Raw genomic sequence first — 19,809 nt, forward strand, 5'->3', positions numbered from 1 at the left:
CGCCCCCTGAACCGACCGTCTCCGGTCGATTACAGTGACGAACGGTCGTGCGAGGACGCTGTCACGGGGAGGTCTGGATGGGTGCGACACTCGGCGCCGTCTGGGGCCGTACCGAGCAGCAGGACTTCCGCAGCCGGGTGCGTGGCACGCTGCTCGGCGTGGCCGTCGGCGACGCCCTCGGGGCGCCGGTCGACGGGCTCGGGTTGGAGGAGATCCAGGAGCAGTACGGCGCGGAGGGTCTCATGGACCTGGGGTTCGGGTACGGGCGGCGCGGTGCGGTGACCCATCTCACGCAGCTGAGCCTCTTCTCCGTGGACGGGCTGATAAGAGCCCAGGTCAGACGGGACACGGGGGCCTGGCATCCGCCGACCGACCTGCACCGGGCCTATCTGCGGTGGGCCGCCACCCAGCGGGACTGGGGCCCCGACGAGCGCCGCAAGGACGACGGGTGGCTGGCACGCGAGGAGTGGCTGTACGCCCGCCGGGATCCCACCCGGGCGCTCCTGCTCGGCCTCGGTGACGAGACCATGGGCACGCTGGAGTCCCCCAAGAACGCGGCCGAGCTCGGGCCGGAGGCCGTCGCCCGTTCCGCGCCCTTCGGACTGCTCGTGGGCTGGGAGCCGCAGCTCGTCATGCAGCTCGCCGTGGAGTGCGCCACGCAGACCCACGGTCACCCGATCGCCTATCTGTCGGCGGGCGCGTACGCCGTCGTCGTGCACGGCCTCGCCTGCGGGGAGAGCCTCGACGGTGCCGTCCAGCGGTCGCTCGCGCTGCTCGCCCCGCGGCCCGGCCACGAGCCCGTGTCGGACGCGTTGCAGCACGCCCTGGGCGCCGTACGGCAGGGCATGCCCACCCCGGCCCGGGTCGAGGAGCTCGCGGCCGACGGCTCGGCGGACGGGCTGCTCGCGGCCGCCGTGTACTGCGCCCTGGTCGGCGAGGACGTCCGGCACGGGCTCTGCCTCGCCGTGAACCACGACGGCCCCTCCGCCGCGGCGGCCTCCCTCACCGGCGGCCTCCTCGGCGCCCTCCACGGCGAGACCGCCCTCCCCCCGGCCTGGCTGGCCGAACTGGAAGGCCGCCCCACCATCCTCGAACTCGCCGACGACTTCGCCATGGAGATGACCCAGGGCCCGGCCCTGCACAGCCCGGCGGGCGCCGCACCGGCATGGCTGGCCCGGTACCCGCGGGGGTGAGCCCGGCGCCGGGGCCTTCTTGCGTGGCGCCGCCGCCGGTCTGAGGGGGAGTCGTCGCCGGAGCCCGGTGTCGTCTCATCTGCCGGTCGGATGCCAGGTGTGGTCGGCCGGGTGCGAGTCCTGCCGACCGGATGCCGGGTGCTGTCGGCATGGCGAGGTTGGCGCCCTCGCCGTTCGGGGGCGCGAGGTGGGCGTCCGACGCCGCCGAGATCCCCGACATGGACTCCGACGCCAACACCGCGCACGCCCTGCTCGAACTGCTCGCCGAGAAGAGCCGCTGACGACGCCGGTGAGCGCTCGGGAGGGGTCCCGAGCGCCCGCTGGTACCCATGACGGGTGACGCACTCGCTGACGTACGACCCCGTGGTCGACGCCCAGCCCCTGCCACGGGTCCGCCCGCCGCGGACGCCGCCACCGGGAAGGGCGCTGGTACTGGCGCCCGGGGGGATGTATCTGGTGGACACCACCGAGCACCGACTGGCACTCGACCTACGGCTGCCCGGCCGGGACGCGCCCGACGCGTTCCACTGCCACCTGCGGCTGATGTGCCGGGTCACCGACCCCGCCGAGATCGTGGCCCGGGGCATCCGGGACATGAGCGCCGCCTGGTACGACCCGCTCCACGCCCGACTGCGCGACGTGTCCCGCCGCTACGGCACCGAACAGCTCCGGGAAGCGGAGGAGGCCCTGAACACCGCGCTGCGGCGGGTCACGGGCGCCCCGGCCGTCCGGCTGTACGACGCCCGTGCCGAACTGCGCGCGTTACCGGGCCTGTTGGAGGCCTCTGGTCCCAGCCGTGTGCGCGGGGTGCCTCGGGTGGTGACGGGGCCGCGGCCGACGCCGGGCGGGGCCGAGGTACTGCGAGGCGAGGTGCTGGCCCGCAAGGAGGAGCCACTGCCGCCTCCGTCCCCCGCCCCGACGCGCCGCGCCAGCAGGGTGCGGGGGACGACGGCGACGGGGGAGAAGCGAACGGAGGAGACGCGAACGGAGGAGACGCGAACGGGGGAGGAACGCCGTAGCGGCGAAGGACCGGTGACCGGCCCATGACCATCCCCCCGAAGCCCACCCGCGCCCCGGACTCCCGCCCCTCCCAGCCCGCTTCTCCGCCCCCGCACCCGGGCCACCTCACCTGGTCCGCCACCCACACCCGCCTCCAGGCCCTCACCGTCTGGACGGAACGCCGCCCCGGTCACGGAGAGGACGCCGAGCCGCTCGCGGTCCATCACCGGCCCACCGGGAACGGCCTGTTGGCCGTGTTCGACGGCTCGGGCGGGTCCGGCGCCGCCCCCGCATGGCACGCGCCCGACGGTGCGACGCACACCGGTGCCTGGGTCGGGGCGCGGAGCGCGCGACTGGCGGCGGAGTGCTGGTTCCAGGGGGTCGTCGACGGCGAAGTGCCGGACACCACCGAGCGGTTGAAGTACTGCCTGCGGGCCGTGCTGGACCTCGCGCCCCACGGGACCCGGAGCAAGGTCACCGGGTCGATGCGCCGACTGCTGCCCACCACCATGGCCGCGGTCCGCTACCGGGTCGACGACGAAGGCGTCCGCTGGCAGGCCCTGTGGGCCGGTGACTCGCGGTCCTACGCCCTGCTTCCCGGCAGCGGTCTGCACGCCCTCACCCGGGACGACACCCACGAGGACGACACGCTCGCCCAGCTCCGCCAGGACCCGCCGATGACGAACGTTATCTGCGCCGACCGCGACTTCGAACTCTCCGTCCAGCAGGGCGAGTTCAGTGAACCCTGCGTGCTGCTGGCGGCGACCGACGGGTTCTTCGGCTATGTCCACACCCCGGCCCAGTTCGAGTGCCTGCTCCTCGACACGCTCGGGCAGGCCCGGAGCGCGGGCCACTGGGCCGAGCTGATGCGCCAGGCGATCCAGCCGGTCACGGCGGACGACGCCTCGCTCTGTCTCGCCGCGCTGGGCTTCGACGACTTCACGCACCTGCGCGGCGCCTTCGCCGGGCGACACGACAGCGTCGTGCGCGGCGGGTACCAGGACGTTCCGTCGGCCGCCGGGCCCGACGCGGTGCGGGACTGGCAGGACCGGACGTGGGAGTCCTACCGACACACATACGAGCAGCTCATGCCGGGGGTACGGGAGTGAAGCGGGGCGATGTGATCGGCGGGTACCGGGTGGTCAGCGACCCGACCAACGCCGACGGCGGGAAATGCGTGTGGGCCTTCGCCGAGAAGGACGGCCGGGAGTACTTCCTCAAGCGGTTCCTCGAACCCAAGCGCCCACGCGAGGGCGGCGGCGGCAGCGCGGCGAGCCGACGGATCCGGCTGGAGACCTGCCGTGAGTTCGAGGAGCGGCACCGGAGCATCATGAAGCGGCTGCGCCCCGACGCAGGCGGCGCGGGCAACCTGGTCCTCGCCACGGACTTCTTCCACGCGGGCAGCACCTACTACAAGGTCACCGAACGCATCGACACCGCCGGCCTGGAGAAGCCGCAGTCACTCGGTCCGAAGCAGCGGGCGGTGCTGCTGCGGACCCTGGCGACCAGCCTGCGGCTGCTCCACGACATCGAGGTGGTGCACGGCGACCTGAAGCCGGCCAACGTCCTGGTCCAGAGGCGGGAAGGGGCCGCGTTCCACACGGCCAAGCTCATCGACTTCGACGACTCCTACCTCTCCGGGCGGCCACCGGCCCGGGAGGACATCGCCGGCGACTCGCTGTACGGGGCGCCGGAGTGGCGGCGTTATGTGCAGGGCGACGAGTCCGTCGAGGGCGGGCAGCTGACGACGGCCGTGGACGTGTTCGCGCTCGGCCTGATGACCCACGTCTACCTCACTGGCTCCCTCCCCGCCCACGACAGTCGCTTCGGCTCACCGGCGGACGCGGTCAACGCGGCCGACCCCCTGGCCGTCGACGAACGGCTCGGCACCTCGACACAGGCGCTGCTCACGGCCATGACCTCGGCCGACCCCGGCGCCCGCCCGACCGTCGACGACTTCCTGGCGGCCCTCAAGGACCCGGAGGCCTGCACCCTCCACGCCACTCCGCAGCCACGCCCGGCCACCCCTGCCGCGCCCGCCCCCGCCCCGTCCGCCGCCGACGGACCGCGCAGAAGCCGCGTCCAGTTCAACCCGCCCGACCGCCCCCATGACGGACCCGCTGACGACAAGCCCACCGACGACAGGCCCGCCAAGTCCAGGGTCCGCATCAATCTCGGTCACCGCCGAGAGGGCCTGTCCAGCGACCGACCCACCCCGTGACCGAGAGGACGCACGCACATGAGCGCCGAGATCGAGAAGTACCAGGGGAACCTCCAGTACGCCGTCGACATCGTGATGTGCATCGACGCCACGGGCAGCATGCACCCCGTCCTGGACATCGTGAAGAACAGCTCGCTCCAGTTCCATCAGCGGCTCGACGAGGTGATGGGGAGGAAGAGCAAGGAGATCAGCCAGCTGCGGCTGAAGGTCATCGCCTTCCGGGACTTCGGCGACGACCCGACCGACGCCATCGAGCAGACGGACTTCCTGCGGCTGCCCCAACAGGTCGCGGAGTTCGAGAAGTTCGTACGGGGGCTGCGGGCGACCGGCGGCGGTGACATCCCCGAGTCCGGCCTGGAGGCGCTGGCCCTGGCGATCAACTCCCCCTGGGAGACCGGCCTCGACCGGCGGCGCCACGTCATCGTCATGTTCACGGACGCGCCCGCGCACCCGCTCGGCACGGTGGGCGCCTCGGCGCAGACGTATCCGCGGGACATCCCGCGCAGCATGGACGACCTCTTCGAACAGTGGGGGTACGCCCGCAGCCAGACGGCGGTGATGGAGCAGTCGGCGAAGCGGCTCGTGCTGTTCGCGCCCGAGGAGGAGCCGTGGAAGGAGGCCATCGGGGAAGAGTGGGACCTCACCCTGCACTTCCCGTCCAGGGCGGGCGAGGGGCTGGAGGAGTTCGAGATGGACGAGATCATCGAGACGATCGCGAACAGCCTGTGAGGTTCCAGGTGCGGGGCGCGGGCGTCCGGCTCGACCACGACCGGGGGTGGCTGGTGTTCACCTGGGGCACGGCCGGCGGCGTCGACGCGCAGCTGGCCATGCCGCCGGAGCGCTGCGTCGGGATCCGCGGCCGGTCCGCCGGGCACGGGACGAGCCTGCGCCTCGGGTTCCGGTTCCGGCCCTCGGGGGAGAGCGAGCCCGAGGTCGCGGCGGAGATCGTCGTAGGCCCGGACGGGGCGGAACGGGCCTGGCAGTTCGCCCAGTGGTTCGCCGACCAGTACGGCGTCCAGGAGCTCTCCGCCTCCTGGTGGGACCTCGAACCGTCCACCGCCGAGCGGGAGAAGGCCGACCGGGACTGGCTCACCGCCCCCGTCTCACCGGCGACCCGTGTGCTGCTCCGCTCGGTCATGGCCCGCCTGACCGCCGCGGACACGTGACCCGAAGGAGTCATCATGACCGGGCCGACGTGGCAGTGCTCGGACTGCGACACCTTCAACGACGCCACGGCGCGGGTGTGCGACGTCTGTGAGACACCCCGGCGCGCGGCGACGGCCCCCAAGGCCGCCTCCGGCCCGACGAGCGCCGAACCGGGAAGGACGCCGCCCCGGAAGTCGCCCCCGAAGCGGTCGCCCGCGAGGACGCCCCCGGCCAGGAAGGCGTCCGCCAAGAAGACGCCCCCGGCGAAGAAGACCGCGGCGGCGAAGAAGGCCGCCACGGCCAAGAAGGCGACCCCCGCCGGGAAGCCACCGCTCCGCACCGGCATCGACCTGGTCGGAGCGCGCACCTCCGTGGCGGGGCTTGGCTGGGTGTGCCCCACCTGCGGTCACCGGGTGGCCGGGTACCTCACCTGCGACGTCTGCTACACGGGTTGGACACCCGAGGCGACGACGACGGTGCGCGGGAGGCCGCTGACCGGCACCACCCCGCGTCCGTCGGCCACGCCGGACTACCGGAGGCCGACGCCCAGGGAACCGACCCGCGGCGAGGTCGTCGCGGGCTGCGGCTGCATCCTCTTCATCGCGGCCACCGTCGTCACGCTCGTCGTCCTGCTGATCCTCAACTGGTCGACCGTGACGTCGTTCCTGACGGGCGCCGACTCCTCGAAGGGTTCCGCGACCCCGTCCCCGACGGTCTCCGCGAGCGGCCCCTGCCCGAAGGAACTGGCCGCGATGCTGCCGAAGGGCACGGCACCGGGCGCCCGCCTCGTCGCGGCCTACAGCAGGGAGAACGTGAAGGACCGGTACGCGTTCTGCCGTACGAAGGCCGGGAAGGTCTACTACTTCATGGCGAAGAAGACCGGCGCTTCGTACGGCAGGCCCACGGTGGCGACGAGGTCCGGAACCGGGTACCTGGTGCGTTTCCCCGACAGCGGATTCCGGTTCCGGGACCTGGAGCTGACGGCTTACGACAAGGACGACAAGGAGCTCTGGAAGGAGAAGCTGACCGCGGAGGCCACCGTGGGCTGACGACCGTGGGCTCAGTCCTTCCCGCGCGTCCCCACCGCGTCCTCCACCGGCCCCGCCGGCGCCGGCACCGCGGCCGCCGCGGCCCCGTCCCCGTCGGTGTTGATCTTCTCGACGATCGCGAGCCGCTCCGGGGTGTCCTCCGGCTTCACGAAGCCGATGAGGATGTACAGGACGAGCGACACCGCCAGCGGGATGGAGACCTGGTACTGGAGCGGCACCCCGCCCTCGATCTGCCAGCTGATCGGGTAGTTGACCAGCCAGAAGGCGAGCAGGCCCATCGACCAGCTGGTGAGCGCGGCGGTGGGGCCGGAGCGGCGGAACGGCCGGAGCAGGCCCAGCATCATCGGGATCGCCATCGGGCCCATCAGACCGGCGACCCACTTGATCACCACGGTGATGATGTCCTTGAAGGTGGGGGAGTTGACCTGGGTCGCCGCCGCCATGGACAGGCCGAGGAAGACGACGGTCGTGATCCGCGCGACCCGCAGCCCCTGCCCCTCGCTCCAGGTCCGTGCCCGCCGCCAGATCACCGGCACGCAGTCCCGGGTGAAGACGGCGGCGATGGCGTTGGCGTCGGAGGAGCACATGGCCATGGTGTGCGAGAAGAAGCCGACGATGACCAGGCCCAACAGGCCGTGCGGCAGCAGCTGTTCGGTCATCAGGCCGTACGAGTCGGAGCCGTCCGTCTTCTGCGACTCGACCAGCAGCGGCGACATCCACATGGGGAAGAAGAGGACCACCGGCCAGACCAGCCACAGGATCGCCGACAGCCGCGCCGAGCGCTCGGCCTCGTACGGTGTGGCCGTGGCCATGTACCGCTGGGCCTGGTTGAGCATGCCGCCGTTGTACTCGAAGAGCTTGATGAAGAGGAAGGCGAGGAGGAAGACCGTTCCGTACGGCCCGACCAGCGGTTCACCGTGGCCCTGGAGCTCGGGCCGGTCCCAGGCGTCGAGGAAGCCGATGCCCTTGTCGTTCAGCTTCATGATGACCGCGACGAACATCGCCACGCCGGCCAGCAACTGGATGACGAACTGGCCGAGTTCGGTCAGCGCGTCGGCCCACAGCCCGCCGATGGTGCAGTAGACGGCGGTGATGCCACCGGTGATGAGGATGCCCTGGTTGAGGGAGACCCCGGTGAACACGGACAGCAGCGTGGCGATGGCCGCCCACTTGGCGCCCACGTCCACGATCTTCAGCAGCATGCCGGACCAGGCCAGCGCCTGCTGGGTCTTCAGGTCGTAGCGGTTCTTCAGGTACTCCAGCGGGGAGGCCACGTGCAGCCGTGAGCGCAGCCGGTTGATGCGCGGCGCGAACAGCTTCGACCCGATGGCGATGCCGAGCGCGATGGGGAAGGACCACGTCACGAACGACGTGACGCCGTAGGTGTAGGCGATGCCCGCGTAGCCGGTGAACATCACCGCGCTGTATCCGGACATGTGATGCGAGATGCCGGACAGCCACCACGGCATCTTGCCGCCCGCGGTGAAGAAGTCGCTGACGTTGTCCACCCGTTTGTGCGACCAGACGCCGATCGCCACCATCACGCCGAAGTAGCCGATGAGCACGGCCCAGTCGAGACCGTTCATGTGCGCCCTCCCAGGGTTCAGCCCGGCGCTCATCCTGGGCGCTGTCGCGTGAACACGACAAGCGAGCGTAAGGTCAAGGGGAGGTAAAAATGTTCGAGATGAGGTCCTGGGTTCACCTATATGAACTCATCGCATCAGCTCCCCCGCGTTGACCAGCAACGACTGCCCCGTCAGAGAACGTGCCCTGTCCGACGTCAGGAACACCACCGCGTCCGCAACGTCCCCGTCCGTGGCGAGGTCGGGCAGTGCCATCCGTTCCGTCAGCCGCTTCAGCACGTCGGCCTCGGGCACGCCCTCCGTCTGCGCCGTGAACTGGACGAACGCCCGCACCGGAGGCCCCCACATCCAGCCCGGCAGCACGGTGTTCACCCGGATCCGGTGCGGACCCAGCTCCCGCGCCAGCGAGTACATCGCGCTCGTCAGCGCCCCCTTCGACGCCGCGTACGCCGCCTGCCGGACCTGCGAGGGCGCGGCGACCGAGGACTGCGTCCCGATGAACACGACCGAGCCCCCGCGCTCCTTCAGGGCCGGCAGACAGGCCCGCGTCATCCGCAGCGACCCCAGCAGGTTCACGTCGATCACCGACTGCCAGGTCGTGAAGTCGGCGTCCTCCAGGCCGCCGAAGTAGGAGTCCCAGGCCGCCACATGGACCACTCCGTCGATCCCCCCGAACCGCTCCCGCGCGAGCGCGGCCAGCGCCTCGCACTGTGTCTCGTCGGTGATGTCCGTCGCCCGGTGCGCCGTGTGCGCTCCGTCCGGATCGATCTCGGCCGCGCACTTGGCGAGGTTGGCCTCCGTGCGCGCCCCGAGGACCGCGTTCCCCCCGTCGCGCACCACCGTGGCGGCGACCTGGTGGCCCAGCCCGGCGCCCACCCCCGACACGACGACGGTCTTGCCCGCGAGCAGTGACATTCCGCTGCCTCCCGACTCTGGACGCACTATCTGACGGCCCGTCAGAGTATGGGTGACCGCAGGAAAGGGGAACCGCATGAGCGAGGACACCCGCAGCGAGACGTACGCCGAACTGGCCGCCGTCGGCCCGTACGGGGTCCACCCGGGCCACGCCCTGATCACCATGGTCGAACCGCACCCGGGTCACGAGTACGCCTACAACCGCTGGTACGAGGACGACCACTACTACGCGGGCGCGATGGCGATGCCCTGGATGTACGCCGGGAGGCGCTGGGTGGCCACCCGCGACCTCCAGCTCCTGCGCTACCCGCAGAAGTCGGCGGTGGCCCAGCCCGTCACCGCCGGCTGCTACATCTCGACGTACTGGATCACCGACGGCCGCTACGCCGACCACATGCGCTGGACGGTCGCCATCAACCGCCGACTCAACCGGGACGCCCGCGTCCACCAGGACCGCACCCACGTCTTCACGGCGTTCCAGGACCACGAGGCCACCGTGTACCGCGACGGCGCGGCGGGCCCCCGCGACTTCCACGCCCTGGACCACCCCTACGCGGGCCTGGTGGTCCAGGTCATCGACGCACACTCCCCCGAGCACCGCGCCGACCTGCTGGAATGGCTGCGCACCCGACACCTCCCGAAGCGCCTCGCGGGCTCCCCGACGGCGATGGTGACGATCTTCCGGCCCACCCCGCTCCCGCTCGACCGCATGTCCTACGTCAAGCAGGTCGAGGGCGTGGACACCCGGCTGACCTTGCTGTGGTTCCTGGAGGAGGACCCGAGGCAGTGCTGGGAGGAGCACTTCACTGGACTGGACACGGCGGTCGAGGAGTCGAAGTGGGGAAGGGTGGAACTGATGGCACCGTTCGTCCCGACGATCCCGGGGACGGACAGGTACGTGGACCAGCTGCGCTGACGGGATCCGTCAGCGCCACTCCTCCGGACAGGGCGTCCCCCGAGAGAAGTTGTACGGCGCCGCCAGCCGGTACTCGCCCGCCCGCGGAGCGACCAGCGTCGTCCACCTGTCGCCCTGCGCGTCCTCCTTCGTCTCCATCAGACAGCCGTTGACGTTGGCGTACGACTTCGGCAGACCGTCGGCGCGGTTCTTGGACGCCTCCGTCTCCTGCGGCGGGTCGAGCTTCTTGCCGTCGGCGTCGACGAGGCCCAGCCAGGGCGAGTACGGGATACGGATGAGGACGCGCCCCGGCTTGTTCACCCGCATCGTCATCTCGCCCTGCTCGGCCCGCTCGACGACGGCGTTCGGCTCGGCGAGCGGCGCCGGGCGGGTCACCTCGAACAGCTGCCAGTTGGCGTCACCCCACACCTGCCTGAGGTACGGCAGGCCGCGCTGCACCAGTTCCCGCTCACGCTGGGCCGCCGAGGGGTCCGGCTCGTCCTTCGGCAGCACCACGAAGTGCACGGCCCAGCGCTTGAGCCACTCGTAGTAGTTCGCCGAGTTGAGCGTGCCGTCGTAGAAGAGCTGGTTACGCTCCATGTCGGCCTGGCGGGTCCAGCCACGGGCCAGATTGAAGTACGGCGCGAGAGCGGAGGCCTCACGGTGGGAGCGGGCCGGGACCACCTCGACGCGGCCCTTCTCGGCGCCGACCTCCTGGAGTTCGTTGACCAGCGGCGCCAGGTCGCGGGCCCAGGCCGCCTCCGGGGCGGCGTGGATGATGTCGTCGACCGTCTTGTAGCCGATCCACCCGGCGAAGGTCAGCAGTGCCAGCACGCCCGTGTACCACTTGCGTGAACGCGGCACCGTGAAGGGCAGCGCGGCCACGAGAGCCGTCCCGCCGAACAGCATCGCCAGGCGCGTGATGTTGGAACCGATCTGCGAGCTGACCACCCAGACCAGGACGACCGAGAGCCCGTAGACCGCGGACACCAGCCGGATCGTCTTCCAGTCCTCGGGCACGAGCACGAAGGTGGCGACGGCGATCAGCAGCGGCAGCAGCACCGAGCCGATCACCATCGGCTGGGTGCCGGAGAAGGGGAACAGCCAGGCGGAGACGGCCACGACCGCGGTCGGCGCCAGCCCCAGCGCCCAGGCGCCCGGCCGCCGCTTCTGCAGGAACAGCGCCACCGCCACGAAGCCCACGAACAGTCCCGCCACCGGCGACGCCATGGTGGCCAGCGCGGCCAGCGGCGCCGCGCACAGCGCCTTCGCCCAGCGCTTGTAGCGCCAGCGGTGCGGCCAGCAGAACACGACGGCGACCGCGCCCAGCGCGAACATGTTGCCCAGCCCGAAGGTCACCCGCCCCGAGATGGCGTTGCACACCAGCCCGAAGACCCCGGCGAGCGAAGCCCACAGCGGGTTGCGCACCGAGCGGCTGCGGATCAGGATCAGCGTCAGCAGACCCGCGGAGATCGTGCCCGCGATCATCATCGTCGTACGGACACCGAGGACCGACATCAGATACGGCGACACCACGCTGTACGACACCGGGTGCATCCCGCCGTACCAGGCCAGGTTGTACGCCGAGTCCGGATGCCGGCCGACGAACTCGGCCCAGGCGTCCTGCGCGGCGAGGTCGCCGCCGCTGCTCGCGAACGTGAAGAACCAGATGACGTGGAGGAGCCCGGCCAGGGCCGTGATCGACAGCACCGGGTGACGCAGAAGACGCTCACGCAGAGTGCGGACGGCGGCGGTCAGACGCGACGGTGGCTCGTTCTCCGGGCGGCTCGGGCCGTCTCCCCGACGTGGCGCGGGTACGCGTATTCGCGGACCGGCTCCCCGTCCAGGATCGGCGTCGTCGGCGCGTGTCGGCTCCGCAGTGGCCACGTCTGAGGCACTCCCCGTGCTGTCCCGTCTTCTGTTCCGGCCGCGTCCCGTTTCCCGCGTGTTGTCGGCCCAGTATCCGAAGGTTCTCCGGTCGCGCCGTGCGAGCGACGACCTGCCCGTTTCGTGACGCTAGCACGCAGCCCGCCGACGAGACCTGTCGGCGGGCTGCGGTGCCGTGCTGCTTCGCCCCTCCCGGGTCAGCCGAGGCGGGTCAGCTTGTCCGTGAAGCCCGGTTCGGCCAGGTCCGACTGCAGGGCCACCGGGATCTTGACCGCACCGCTGCTGCCGTCACCCACGGTGAGCGTGCCCACCTCGGTGCCGGCCTTCGCGGTGTGCGGCACCTGACCGGCGGCGAAGGTCAGCTTCACCTTGAGACCGGACCAGCCGACCGCCTTGACGTCCTTCGTCGCGACGACCGGGGTGCGGCCGCCGAGGCCGTCGTCGACGTACCCGACGACATCGCCCTTCTTGAGGATCGTCGCCGACTCCAGGGCGTCCTGCGCGGCGCGGATCAGCTTGTCGCCGGAGTCGAGCGCGGCGGCGAGGATGCCGCCGCCCGCGTCCGGCTGGCGCACCACCGCGCCGACGACGGTGCGGGTCTCGCCGCCGATCTCCTTCTTCGCGGCGAACACCAGGTTGCCGAGGGCGGAGGTGGTGGTGCCGGTCTTGATGCCGACGACGTTGTTCTTGCCGACCAGCTGGTTCCAGTTGCCGTGGTTGTGGCCCTTGTAGTCGTCGTACGACATCATCGCGGCGACCTCGCGGAAGGCGGGCTCCTTCATCGCGGCCTTGGCCAGCTTCACCTGGTCCACGGCGGTGGACACGGTGGTGTTGTTCAGGCCGGAGGGGTCGGTGTACGTGGTGTTCGTCATGCCGAGGTCCTCGGCGGTGGCGTTCATCTTCGTCACGAACGCCTTCTCGGAACCGGCGTCCCAACGGGCGAGGAGCCGGGCGACGTTGTTCGCGGATGCGATCAGGATGCTCTCCAGGGCCTCGCGCTGGGAGATCTTGTCGCCCTCGGTCACGTTGACCGTCGACTCCTGGCCCGCGTCCGACTGGTCCTCGGCGGCCTGGTCGATCGTGATGCTCGGGCCCTCGGCGCCGCTGTCGAGCTTGTGCTCGCGCAGGATGACGTACGCCGTCATGACCTTGGCCACGCTGGCGATCGGCACCGGCTTCTGTTCGCCCGAGGAGCCGAAGGTGCCAATGCCGTCGACGTCCAGGGCGGCCTGGCCGTCGGCGGGCCACGGGATGTCGACCTTGGCGCCGTCGAAGGTGTAGGCGTCCTCGGCGGTGAGGTCGAGGGTGGGGTCCGGGAGCGGGCGCATGCTCTGTACGACCGCGAAGACGATCACCAGCAGCAGCACCAGCGGGGTCCAGATCTTGACCCGGCGGATGGCCGTGCGGACGGGGGTGTCCGGGGGCGGCGGGGTGTTCGTCAGCTCGGCCAGGAGGTCCAGTGGGGGCCTGGGCGGCAGGGGTTGCTGGGTGGTGCGCTCGGGGCCGATCTGGGGGACGGCGGCGGTGACGTCCGCCGGGGCCGGGGCCGGGGCGGGGGCCGGGGTCGGGGGCTTGGGGGTGTCCTGCTTGATGTCGGGCTTGAGCGCGACGAACTTGCTGGTGCGCTCGGCGGGGGTCTCGGCGTCGGGCCTGGGGGCCTTCAGCATGGTGGTGGGCTGGTCGACCGAGGGCTTGTCGGGGCGGACGGCCTTGAAGACGGCGGTCGGCTGATCGACGGGCTTGGGCTTGGCGGGGGCCGCCGGCGTCGCGTCGGCAGCGTCCTCGGCTTCGCCTTCGGTCTTCGTGTCCCCACCCGCTCCGCCCGTGCGGGTCTCGTCGTCGGGTGCGGGTGGCCCCTGTGGGGCCTCTTCGCCGTCGGCGGCCGCGGGCGCGTCGTCGTCAGCGTCCTCGGCTTCGCCTTCGGTCTTCGTGTCCCCACCCGCTCCGCCCGTGCGGGTCTCGTCGTCGGGTGCGGGTGGCCCCTGTGGGGCCCCCTCGCCGTCGGCGGCCGCGGGAGCGTCCTCGTCCGCGTCGGCAGTCGCCGAGGGCTCCTCGGAGCCGCCGCCCTCGCCGTCGCTCGCGGCGGCGTCCTGCGCGTCCTCGTCCGCGTCCGGCGTCGCCTTCGCGTCCTCGGTGTCCTCGGAGGCTACCCAGGCCGCCACAGCCGCCCTCAGCCGATCGTCGCCCTTGCCCTCGGCATCGGCGTCCTGAGCCTCGGCGTCTTCAACGTCCTCGTCGCCCTCAGCCTCCGCGGCACCCGTCTCGACCTCCGCGGCACCCGTCTCGGCGTCTTCGACCTCCGCGGCACCCGTCTGGGCGTCCTCGGCCTCCGCGGCCCCCTCGCCGGCGTCTTCGACCTCCGCGGCACCCGTCTCGGCGTCCTCAGCTTCCGCCGCGTCCCCGTCCGCCCCGGGCTCCTTCGTCTTCGCCCTCACCGCGTCCAGTTCCTGTCGGGACAGGACCCTCGTCGCGGTGTCCACGCCGCCCCGCTGAGCGGCAGCGCCCTCGCGGGCCACTGCCAGGCGGGGGTCCGGGCGGGCGGGGGTGGGGTCGTCTGATTCGGGAACCGGGACCGCGCTCCCCGACATCGGTTCTGCCGACGACTCGCGCTGCTTCGACCTGTCGGGGGACTCGCCCGCCACCGATGCCTCCTCCATGTGCCGCCGCACGCCCTCCGTGCGTCTGCCGAACCGTGAGCCGCCGCAAGGGCACCGTGCCCGTACGACCCCCCGTGCCGCTGTCCGAACCATGTACCAGTGTCCAGGGCGCGGACCTCAACTCATCCGGTAGACGAGAACGACATACCTACCGGTTCCCTCACGAACCGGTCACGCACCCTCGACAGATGAATGTGAGAGGGGTCACCCTGTCATTCATCCACGCGGGGAGGCATGGATGGGCAGGAGCCGCAGAACGATTCCGGAGGAGCTTCTGCTGCTGGCGTTGGACCCGACCACGGGTACCACCGCACAGCCGCAGTCGCTCGACCTCGGTCTGGCCGGAGCACAGCTAGTGGAGCTGGCGCTGGCCGGACGGATAGCCCCTGACGGGGATCGTATCGCCGTGGTAGTACCACGGCCGACTGGAGATCCGACACTGGACTGCGCGTTGGAGTTGCTGCGAAGGCGTGGCGCTCCCGTGCGTGCCGTCCACTGGATCGGCGGGCCCCGGCTGGGGCTGCGCCAGACCTACCTCTCGCATCTGGAACGGTGCGGCATGGTGCATGCCGTGGCGGGTCAGATGTGCGGGGTGTTGCCGACGACTCGTTACCAGGCGACGGACAACGCCATCAGCCGGGAGATCAGGGCCCGGCTGGATTCAGCGATCCGTACCGGCGTACCGCCGGACCCACGGACCGCGGCGCTCGCCGCACTGGCTCACGCGGTCGGCCTCGGCAAGCACCTGTATCCGGGGAACGAGGGCAGGTCCTCGCGCTCCCGGCTGCGGGATCTGATCAGGCACGACCCCATGGGCGGCCTCGTGGCGCACGCCGTGATGGACGTTCAGAACGGCGTGGCGGCCCAGCCACGTCGGAGCCCGGCCCCGACCCCGGCGACCGGCCGTCAGGCCGCCCCCGGCGGCAGGGTGGCGGAACCCGCCCGTGGTGTTCCGGTGCAGCCGCGCCGCGGCTCCATGGCGCGTGTCGTGGCCCACTGAGCAGGGCTTTCGGGTAACAGGGCCTTCGTACGACAGGGCCCTCGCTCCACCAGCACCGCACACGCACCACATGCTCCACACGCACGCCACGCACAGCACCGCGCCGCAGTCCCCACGACCGGTTCGGGAGCCGCTGTCCGCGCGGGGTGACGGGACCGTACGTCCGGACGACGACCGGGTCCCGTCGCCCCGCGCGGCCGTATGTGTGCCGCGTTTTGCCGGGGGTGTCCCCGAACTGGCGTGTATCCAGCGCATATCCACCGTTTGCCAGCGGTAGTAAGCACCTTGGTGGCAGTCTGCTCAACAGCAGATACGCAAAGTCGCAATCACAGGCAGGCAGCCGGAGGTGCACGTCCCGTGGCGTCCAATGTCAATCCCACCGTCAGGCGACGCCGGCTGGGCCAGGAGCTGCGCCGGCTCCGCGAGCTCAAGGGCATGACGGCCGAAGAGGTGGCCGAGCGGCTGCTGGTGTCGCAGTCGAAGATCAGCCGGCTGGAGAACGGGCGGCGCAGCATCAGCCAGCGCGACGTCCGCGATCTGTGCGGGGTCTACGAGGTGGAGGACCACCGCATCGTCGACTCGCTGATGCAGATGGCCAAGGATTCGCGGCAGCAAGGGTGGTGGCATTCGTTCGGCGACATCCCCTACAGCGTCTACATCGGTCTGGAGACCGACGCGGCCAGTCTGCGGGTGTACGACCCGCAGGTCGTGCCGGGGCTGTTGCAGACCAAGCAGTACGCGGAGGCCCTGATCGCCGGGGCGTTGCCGGAGACGGCGTCCACCGAGATCGAGAAACGGGTCCAGGTGCGGATGCGCCGACAGGAACGAATCTCCACCGAGGAGAACCCGCTGCGGCTGTGGACCGTCCTGGACGAGGCCGCGCTGCGCCGTGTCGTCGGCAACAAGTCCCTCATGCGCGACCAGCTGGAACAGCTCGTCGAGCAGTCCCAGCTGCCGCACGTCACCGTGCAGGTCATCCCCTTCGAGATGGGCGCCCACCCCGGCCTCAACGGGCAGTACGCGATCCTGGAGTTCCCGGACGCGGCCGACTCCAGCGTCGTCTACATCGAGGGCGTCACCAGCGACCTGTATCTGGAGAAGGCGAACGACGTGCAGAAGTACAGCGTGATGTACGAGCACCTGAGGGCGCAGGCCCTGAACGTCGAGCAGTCCCGGCAGTTCATCGCGAACATCGCCAAGGAGTACGCGGCCTGAGAAGCGCCGTACCGTACACCGTCCCCCGGGCAGGGTGGAAGACTCCCATGGAATATGCCACCCACCCGAGTGAATAGTCGCTTCGTCAGCCGATGTTGGCGAGTAGCGTCGATCACGCCACCCAGCAACAACGTTGGCGTGAATCGCCCTGCGGGGTCCCGTCCGGACGCGCAGTGCGGTGACAGCAACTCGACATCTGGCAATTCGGAGCAAACATGGCAATTCGTCAGGGTTCCACGGACACGTGGACCAAGTCCTCGTACTCCACAGGGAACGGCGCTTGCGTCGAGATCAAGTCGCCGGTCACGGCGGCCATGGCGGTGCGGGACTCCAAGGTTCCCGAGGGCCCGGTCCTGGCGTTCCCCGCGACCGCGTGGAACACCTTCGTGGCGTCGGTCAAGGCGTGAGGGGCGGTTCCGGCTGAACCTCGCCCGCAACCGACCGCACGAACCACAACTGCACAAGCACCACAGGAAGAGCCCTCTCGACCAGCCCGCCGTCCTTGCCGAGAGGGCTCGGCTGTGCCCCGGCCCCCGAGCCGGACACGTCTTACGAGGCCCGGCGGGTCACCTCACCGGGAACGCCACATCGCACACCGGGTCCTGCGCCCCCGCCGCCTCCCAGTCCGCGAAGTACACCTCGCGGCACGGGCCCGTCTGTTCCAGGCCCTCCCGGGCGATCCACTCCTCCACCGCCTCGAAGGCGGCCAGGATCTGCGGATGGGCCACCTGCGCCTTGGTGATCCGGGTGTAGGCCAGCCGCTGGGCAGATTCCACCCGCACCTTCGTCTCCCAGGTGCGGCCGTGCCGCTCGGCCCACGCCCGGGCCGCCGCCTCGTCGGCCACCGGCACGCACGACTCGGCCGGTCCGTCGCTCTCCATCGACACCTCGGAGTGGTACACGACGAACGGCGGCCCCGTGATCCCGCCGCACTCCCGCGCCGCCGACTCCAGTCGGCCCAGCGACGCCCCGATCCACGCCGGCAGCTCGCCCGCCAGCACATGCCGGGTCTCGCCGATCACCACCTGCCCGGGCACGTCCACCGTCTCGACCACGAACCTGCCGTACATCTCGGAGCTCCTCCCCGACAGCCGCCCACGGAGGTACTCGGCGAGCGTGCGCTGCCCCGCCACCCGCGCCTCGACATCCGCCCAGTACGCGTCCAGCCGGACCGCGGCCACGGCACCGGACGGTGCCTCGACCACCTCCGCGACCCGTGCGAGCGGCATGTCCAGCTGGCGCAGCAGCGCCACCAGCCGGGCACGCTCGATCTGGGCGGCGCGGTAGTAGCGGTAGCCGCTGACCTCGTCGACCTCCGCGGGAGGCAGCAGCCCCAGCCGGTCGTACAGGCGCAACGCCTTGGCCGAGAGCCTGGCCCGTGCGGCGAACGCGCCGATGGTGAGCAGTTCGTCGTCCACGGCCTCATCCTCCGTCACCGGGCGGCTGTTCCGCCCGGTGCGAAGGACGCTCGGCCCTGCCCCAGGGGCAAGGTCAACCCGGCTACGCCAGCTGGCCCTCGACGGCCGCCACCAGCTCCACGGCCTCCGGCTCGGTCTGCGGCGAGAACCGGGCGACGACGGTGCCGTCCCGGCCGATCAGGAACTTCTCGAAGTTCCAGCGGATGTCACCGCTGTGCCCCTCGGCGTCGGCGAACCCGACCAGACGCTCGTACAGCGGGTGCCGGCCCTCCCCGTTCACCTCGACCTTCTCGGTCATCGGGAAGGTCACGCCGTACGTCGCCGAGCAGAACTCGGCGATCTCCTCGGCGCTGCCGGGCTCCTGGCCGAGGAACTGGTTGCAGGGCACCCCGAGCACGGTGAAGCCGCGCTCCGCGTAGCGCTCCTGGAGCTTCTCCAGGCCGTTGTACTGCGGGGTGAGGCCGCACTTGGAGGCGACGTTCACGATGAGGACCGCCCGGCCGGTGTACTGGGCGAGGTCGGCGGAGCCACCCGTGAGGGCGTTGATGTCGACGTCGAGGGGGGAGCTGTTGTCATGGGTTGTCATGAAGCGGATGCTAACTCCGCTACGGGTCGCACCGGCGCTGGGCGTCGACGAGGATGTCGCCCGCCGCCGTCCGCGAGTACAGCACCGACCGCCCCGCCCGCCGCCGCTCCACCAGCCCCGCGTCCAGCAGCACCCGCAGATGCCGTCCGACCGATCCCAGGCCCTGTCCCGTCACCGCGACCAGTTGGCTCGTGCTCACGGGGGAGTCGAGCAGGACGAGGACCGTGGCGCGGGACGGTCCCAGCAGGGCGCCCAGGCTCGCGGGGACGGTCCGGGCGCCCGGGTCGGTGAGGGCGCCCGTGCAGGCGTAGACGAGGGCGTACCGGTCGGGCTCCTCCCAGGAGACCCAGCCGGTCCTCGGAGTGACCGGCATGAAGACGAGTTCGGCGCCGGAGATCTCGCGGGGCGGGTACTCGTGCAGGTTCACCTGGAGCCGGTTCCCGCCGAGCCAGCGGGTCTGCCCCGGCCGCAGGGAGTCCAGCACCGCCGCCCAGCCGCCCTGGCTCACCCGCGCGGTCCGGGCGGCCACGTCCGCCTCCAGGATCCGTCGGCGCCGGTCCCAGTACGGCCGTACGGTCCGGGTCCAGACGTACTCCAGGAGCGCGGCGGCGCGGTCGGGGAGGTCGTCGCGGTCGAGTACGGCGGGCAGCGGGCCGGCGAGGGAGACGGCGAGGTGGGCGCGCGCGGCGGCCGGGTCGGCCGAGCGCACCCGGGCGACGACCTCCTCGAAGCTCTCCCCGTCCTTCGGGGTGGGGGTGACGAAGTCGGCGATCCAGGACCGTCCGAGGGCGGCGCGTACGAGCCGCGCGGTCGTGGGGTCGGCGGCGAGGCGGGCCCGGTAGGCGGGCAGATGGGCGTGGAGCCAGGCCTGTTCGCCGGGGTGCGAGGGCGTGCCCGCGTGCAGCAGCTTCAGGCTCGCGAAGGTCTCGGTGAACGGGGAGAGGACGAAGCGGCTGCGGACGAGGGTGTCCGCGTTGAGCTGCCACCACCCCATGCGCACCCCCCGGTGTTTCGCGTCCGCGCGAAACAATACGACCGCCGCGCC

Annotated in this window: 19 protein-coding genes; 12 read left to right on the forward strand and 7 right to left on the reverse strand. The window is 71.3% G+C overall.

Features of this window, described 5'->3' with window-relative positions; translation table 11 throughout:
• Window positions 1-77: 77 nt before the first annotated feature.
• The 8 genes from ACFZBP_RS23025 (at window position 78) to ACFZBP_RS23060 (ending at window position 6,608) form a co-directional block, all read left to right on the forward strand.
• Window positions 78-1,193: an ADP-ribosylglycohydrolase family protein gene (locus ACFZBP_RS23025; RefSeq protein ID WP_391415651.1), complete on the forward strand. Its 1,116-nt coding sequence runs from the start codon at window positions 78-80 to the stop codon at window positions 1,191-1,193.
• Between the two features lie 149 nt (window positions 1,194-1,342).
• Window positions 1,343-1,474 (forward strand): hypothetical protein, encoded by a 132-nt coding sequence (locus ACFZBP_RS23030; RefSeq protein ID WP_391415653.1) that lies wholly within the window; start codon window positions 1,343-1,345, stop codon window positions 1,472-1,474.
• A 55-nt stretch (window positions 1,475-1,529) separates the two neighbouring features.
• The gene (locus tag ACFZBP_RS23035; protein WP_391415655.1) at window positions 1,530-2,240 is read left to right on the forward strand and encodes a hypothetical protein; all 711 of its coding nucleotides are present in this window, start codon (window positions 1,530-1,532) and stop codon (window positions 2,238-2,240) included.
• A complete protein-coding gene (locus ACFZBP_RS23040) occupies window positions 2,237-3,301 on the forward strand; it encodes a serine/threonine protein phosphatase (RefSeq protein ID WP_391415657.1) in 1,065 nt (354 codons plus the stop codon). The genes ACFZBP_RS23035 and ACFZBP_RS23040 overlap by 4 nt, the downstream gene beginning before the upstream one ends.
• Window positions 3,298-4,413 (forward strand): protein kinase, encoded by a 1,116-nt coding sequence (locus tag ACFZBP_RS23045; protein WP_391415659.1) that lies wholly within the window; start codon window positions 3,298-3,300, stop codon window positions 4,411-4,413. Before ACFZBP_RS23040 ends, ACFZBP_RS23045 begins: the two co-directional genes overlap by 4 nt.
• A gap of 18 nt (window positions 4,414-4,431) precedes the next feature.
• A complete protein-coding gene (locus ACFZBP_RS23050; protein ID WP_383447707.1) occupies window positions 4,432-5,142 on the forward strand; it encodes a vWA domain-containing protein in 711 nt (236 codons plus the stop codon).
• Window positions 5,139-5,579, forward strand: coding sequence for a hypothetical protein (locus ACFZBP_RS23055; protein ID WP_391415662.1), 441 nt, complete (start codon window positions 5,139-5,141; stop codon window positions 5,577-5,579). Before ACFZBP_RS23050 ends, ACFZBP_RS23055 begins: the two co-directional genes overlap by 4 nt.
• A gap of 15 nt (window positions 5,580-5,594) precedes the next feature.
• Entirely contained in the window at window positions 5,595-6,608 is a 1,014-nt protein-coding gene (locus ACFZBP_RS23060; RefSeq protein WP_391415664.1) for a zinc finger protein, read from the forward strand.
• Between the two features lie 11 nt (window positions 6,609-6,619).
• On the opposite strand, the gene ACFZBP_RS23065 is transcribed toward ACFZBP_RS23060, so the two are convergent.
• Both ACFZBP_RS23065 and ACFZBP_RS23070 read right to left on the reverse strand, forming a co-directional pair.
• Window positions 6,620-8,194 (reverse strand): sodium:solute symporter family protein, encoded by a 1,575-nt coding sequence (locus ACFZBP_RS23065; protein WP_391415666.1) that lies wholly within the window; start codon window positions 8,192-8,194, stop codon window positions 6,620-6,622.
• Between the two features lie 126 nt (window positions 8,195-8,320).
• A complete protein-coding gene (locus tag ACFZBP_RS23070) occupies window positions 8,321-9,106 on the reverse strand; it encodes an SDR family oxidoreductase (RefSeq protein WP_383447719.1) in 786 nt (261 codons plus the stop codon).
• Between the two features lie 76 nt (window positions 9,107-9,182).
• Between ACFZBP_RS23070 and ACFZBP_RS23075 the strand changes: the two genes are divergently transcribed.
• Window positions 9,183-10,022: a hypothetical protein gene (locus ACFZBP_RS23075; protein WP_391415669.1), complete on the forward strand. Its 840-nt coding sequence runs from the start codon at window positions 9,183-9,185 to the stop codon at window positions 10,020-10,022.
• Window positions 10,023-10,031: 9 nt separating this feature from the next.
• Here ACFZBP_RS23075 and ACFZBP_RS23080 read toward each other — a convergent pair whose 3' ends face one another.
• Window positions 10,032-11,888 (reverse strand): MFS transporter, encoded by a 1,857-nt coding sequence (locus ACFZBP_RS23080; RefSeq protein ID WP_391415670.1) that lies wholly within the window; start codon window positions 11,886-11,888, stop codon window positions 10,032-10,034.
• Window positions 11,889-12,085: 197 nt separating this feature from the next.
• Window positions 12,086-14,545 carry a serine hydrolase gene (locus tag ACFZBP_RS23085; protein ID WP_391415672.1) on the reverse strand — a complete coding sequence of 820 codons (2,460 nt, stop codon included), beginning with the start codon at window positions 14,543-14,545 and terminating at the stop codon, window positions 12,086-12,088.
• Between the two features lie 238 nt (window positions 14,546-14,783).
• Between ACFZBP_RS23085 and ACFZBP_RS23090 the strand changes: the two genes are divergently transcribed.
• From ACFZBP_RS23090 to ACFZBP_RS23100, 3 genes are all read left to right on the forward strand, one after another.
• Window positions 14,784-15,545 (forward strand): GPP34 family phosphoprotein, encoded by a 762-nt coding sequence (locus tag ACFZBP_RS23090; protein ID WP_383447732.1) that lies wholly within the window; start codon window positions 14,784-14,786, stop codon window positions 15,543-15,545.
• A gap of 357 nt (window positions 15,546-15,902) precedes the next feature.
• The gene (locus tag ACFZBP_RS23095; RefSeq protein WP_391415675.1) at window positions 15,903-16,760 is read left to right on the forward strand and encodes a Scr1 family TA system antitoxin-like transcriptional regulator; all 858 of its coding nucleotides are present in this window, start codon (window positions 15,903-15,905) and stop codon (window positions 16,758-16,760) included.
• 215 nt (window positions 16,761-16,975) lie between these two features.
• A complete protein-coding gene (locus tag ACFZBP_RS23100; protein WP_391415677.1) occupies window positions 16,976-17,167 on the forward strand; it encodes a DUF397 domain-containing protein in 192 nt (63 codons plus the stop codon).
• A gap of 159 nt (window positions 17,168-17,326) precedes the next feature.
• Here the strand turns inward: ACFZBP_RS23100 and ACFZBP_RS23105 are convergent, their stop codons facing one another.
• The 3 genes from ACFZBP_RS23105 to ACFZBP_RS23115 all read right to left on the reverse strand — a co-directional run bounded on the left by ACFZBP_RS23105 (window position 17,327) and on the right by ACFZBP_RS23115 (window position 19,758).
• Window positions 17,327-18,196: a MerR family transcriptional regulator gene (locus ACFZBP_RS23105; protein ID WP_391415679.1), complete on the reverse strand. Its 870-nt coding sequence runs from the start codon at window positions 18,194-18,196 to the stop codon at window positions 17,327-17,329.
• 64 nt (window positions 18,197-18,260) lie between these two features.
• Window positions 18,261-18,764: a glutathione peroxidase gene (locus ACFZBP_RS23110; protein WP_383447745.1), complete on the reverse strand. Its 504-nt coding sequence runs from the start codon at window positions 18,762-18,764 to the stop codon at window positions 18,261-18,263.
• Between the two features lie 19 nt (window positions 18,765-18,783).
• Window positions 18,784-19,758 (reverse strand): ArsR/SmtB family transcription factor, encoded by a 975-nt coding sequence (locus ACFZBP_RS23115; protein WP_383447748.1) that lies wholly within the window; start codon window positions 19,756-19,758, stop codon window positions 18,784-18,786.
• Window positions 19,759-19,809 lie beyond the last annotated feature (51 nt).

The organism is Streptomyces sp. NPDC008086 (assembly GCF_042957325.1).
Taxonomy (GTDB): Bacteria; Actinomycetota; Actinomycetes; order Streptomycetales; family Streptomycetaceae; genus Streptomyces.

Coding starts and splice junctions, on each gene's coding strand:
- ACFZBP_RS23025 (WP_391415651.1), top strand. CDS start 78: ATGGGTGCGACACTCGGCGCCGTCTGGGGCCGTACCGAGCAGCAGGAC.
- ACFZBP_RS23030 (WP_391415653.1), top strand. CDS start 1,343: ATGGCGAGGTTGGCGCCCTCGCCGTTCGGGGGCGCGAGGTGGGCGTCC.
- ACFZBP_RS23040 (WP_391415657.1), top strand. CDS start 2,237: ATGACCATCCCCCCGAAGCCCACCCGCGCCCCGGACTCCCGCCCCTCC.
- ACFZBP_RS23050 (WP_383447707.1), top strand. CDS start 4,432: ATGAGCGCCGAGATCGAGAAGTACCAGGGGAACCTCCAGTACGCCGTC.
- ACFZBP_RS23060 (WP_391415664.1), top strand. CDS start 5,595: ATGACCGGGCCGACGTGGCAGTGCTCGGACTGCGACACCTTCAACGAC.
- ACFZBP_RS23065 (WP_391415666.1), bottom strand. CDS start 8,194: ATGAACGGTCTCGACTGGGCCGTGCTCATCGGCTACTTCGGCGTGATG.
- ACFZBP_RS23070 (WP_383447719.1), bottom strand. CDS start 9,106: ATGTCACTGCTCGCGGGCAAGACCGTCGTCGTGTCGGGGGTGGGCGCC.
- ACFZBP_RS23075 (WP_391415669.1), top strand. CDS start 9,183: ATGAGCGAGGACACCCGCAGCGAGACGTACGCCGAACTGGCCGCCGTC.
- ACFZBP_RS23085 (WP_391415672.1), bottom strand. CDS start 14,545: ATGGAGGAGGCATCGGTGGCGGGCGAGTCCCCCGACAGGTCGAAGCAG.
- ACFZBP_RS23090 (WP_383447732.1), top strand. CDS start 14,784: ATGGGCAGGAGCCGCAGAACGATTCCGGAGGAGCTTCTGCTGCTGGCG.
- ACFZBP_RS23100 (WP_391415677.1), top strand. CDS start 16,976: ATGGCAATTCGTCAGGGTTCCACGGACACGTGGACCAAGTCCTCGTAC.
- ACFZBP_RS23110 (WP_383447745.1), bottom strand. CDS start 18,764: ATGACAACCCATGACAACAGCTCCCCCCTCGACGTCGACATCAACGCC.
- ACFZBP_RS23115 (WP_383447748.1), bottom strand. CDS start 19,758: ATGGGGTGGTGGCAGCTCAACGCGGACACCCTCGTCCGCAGCCGCTTC.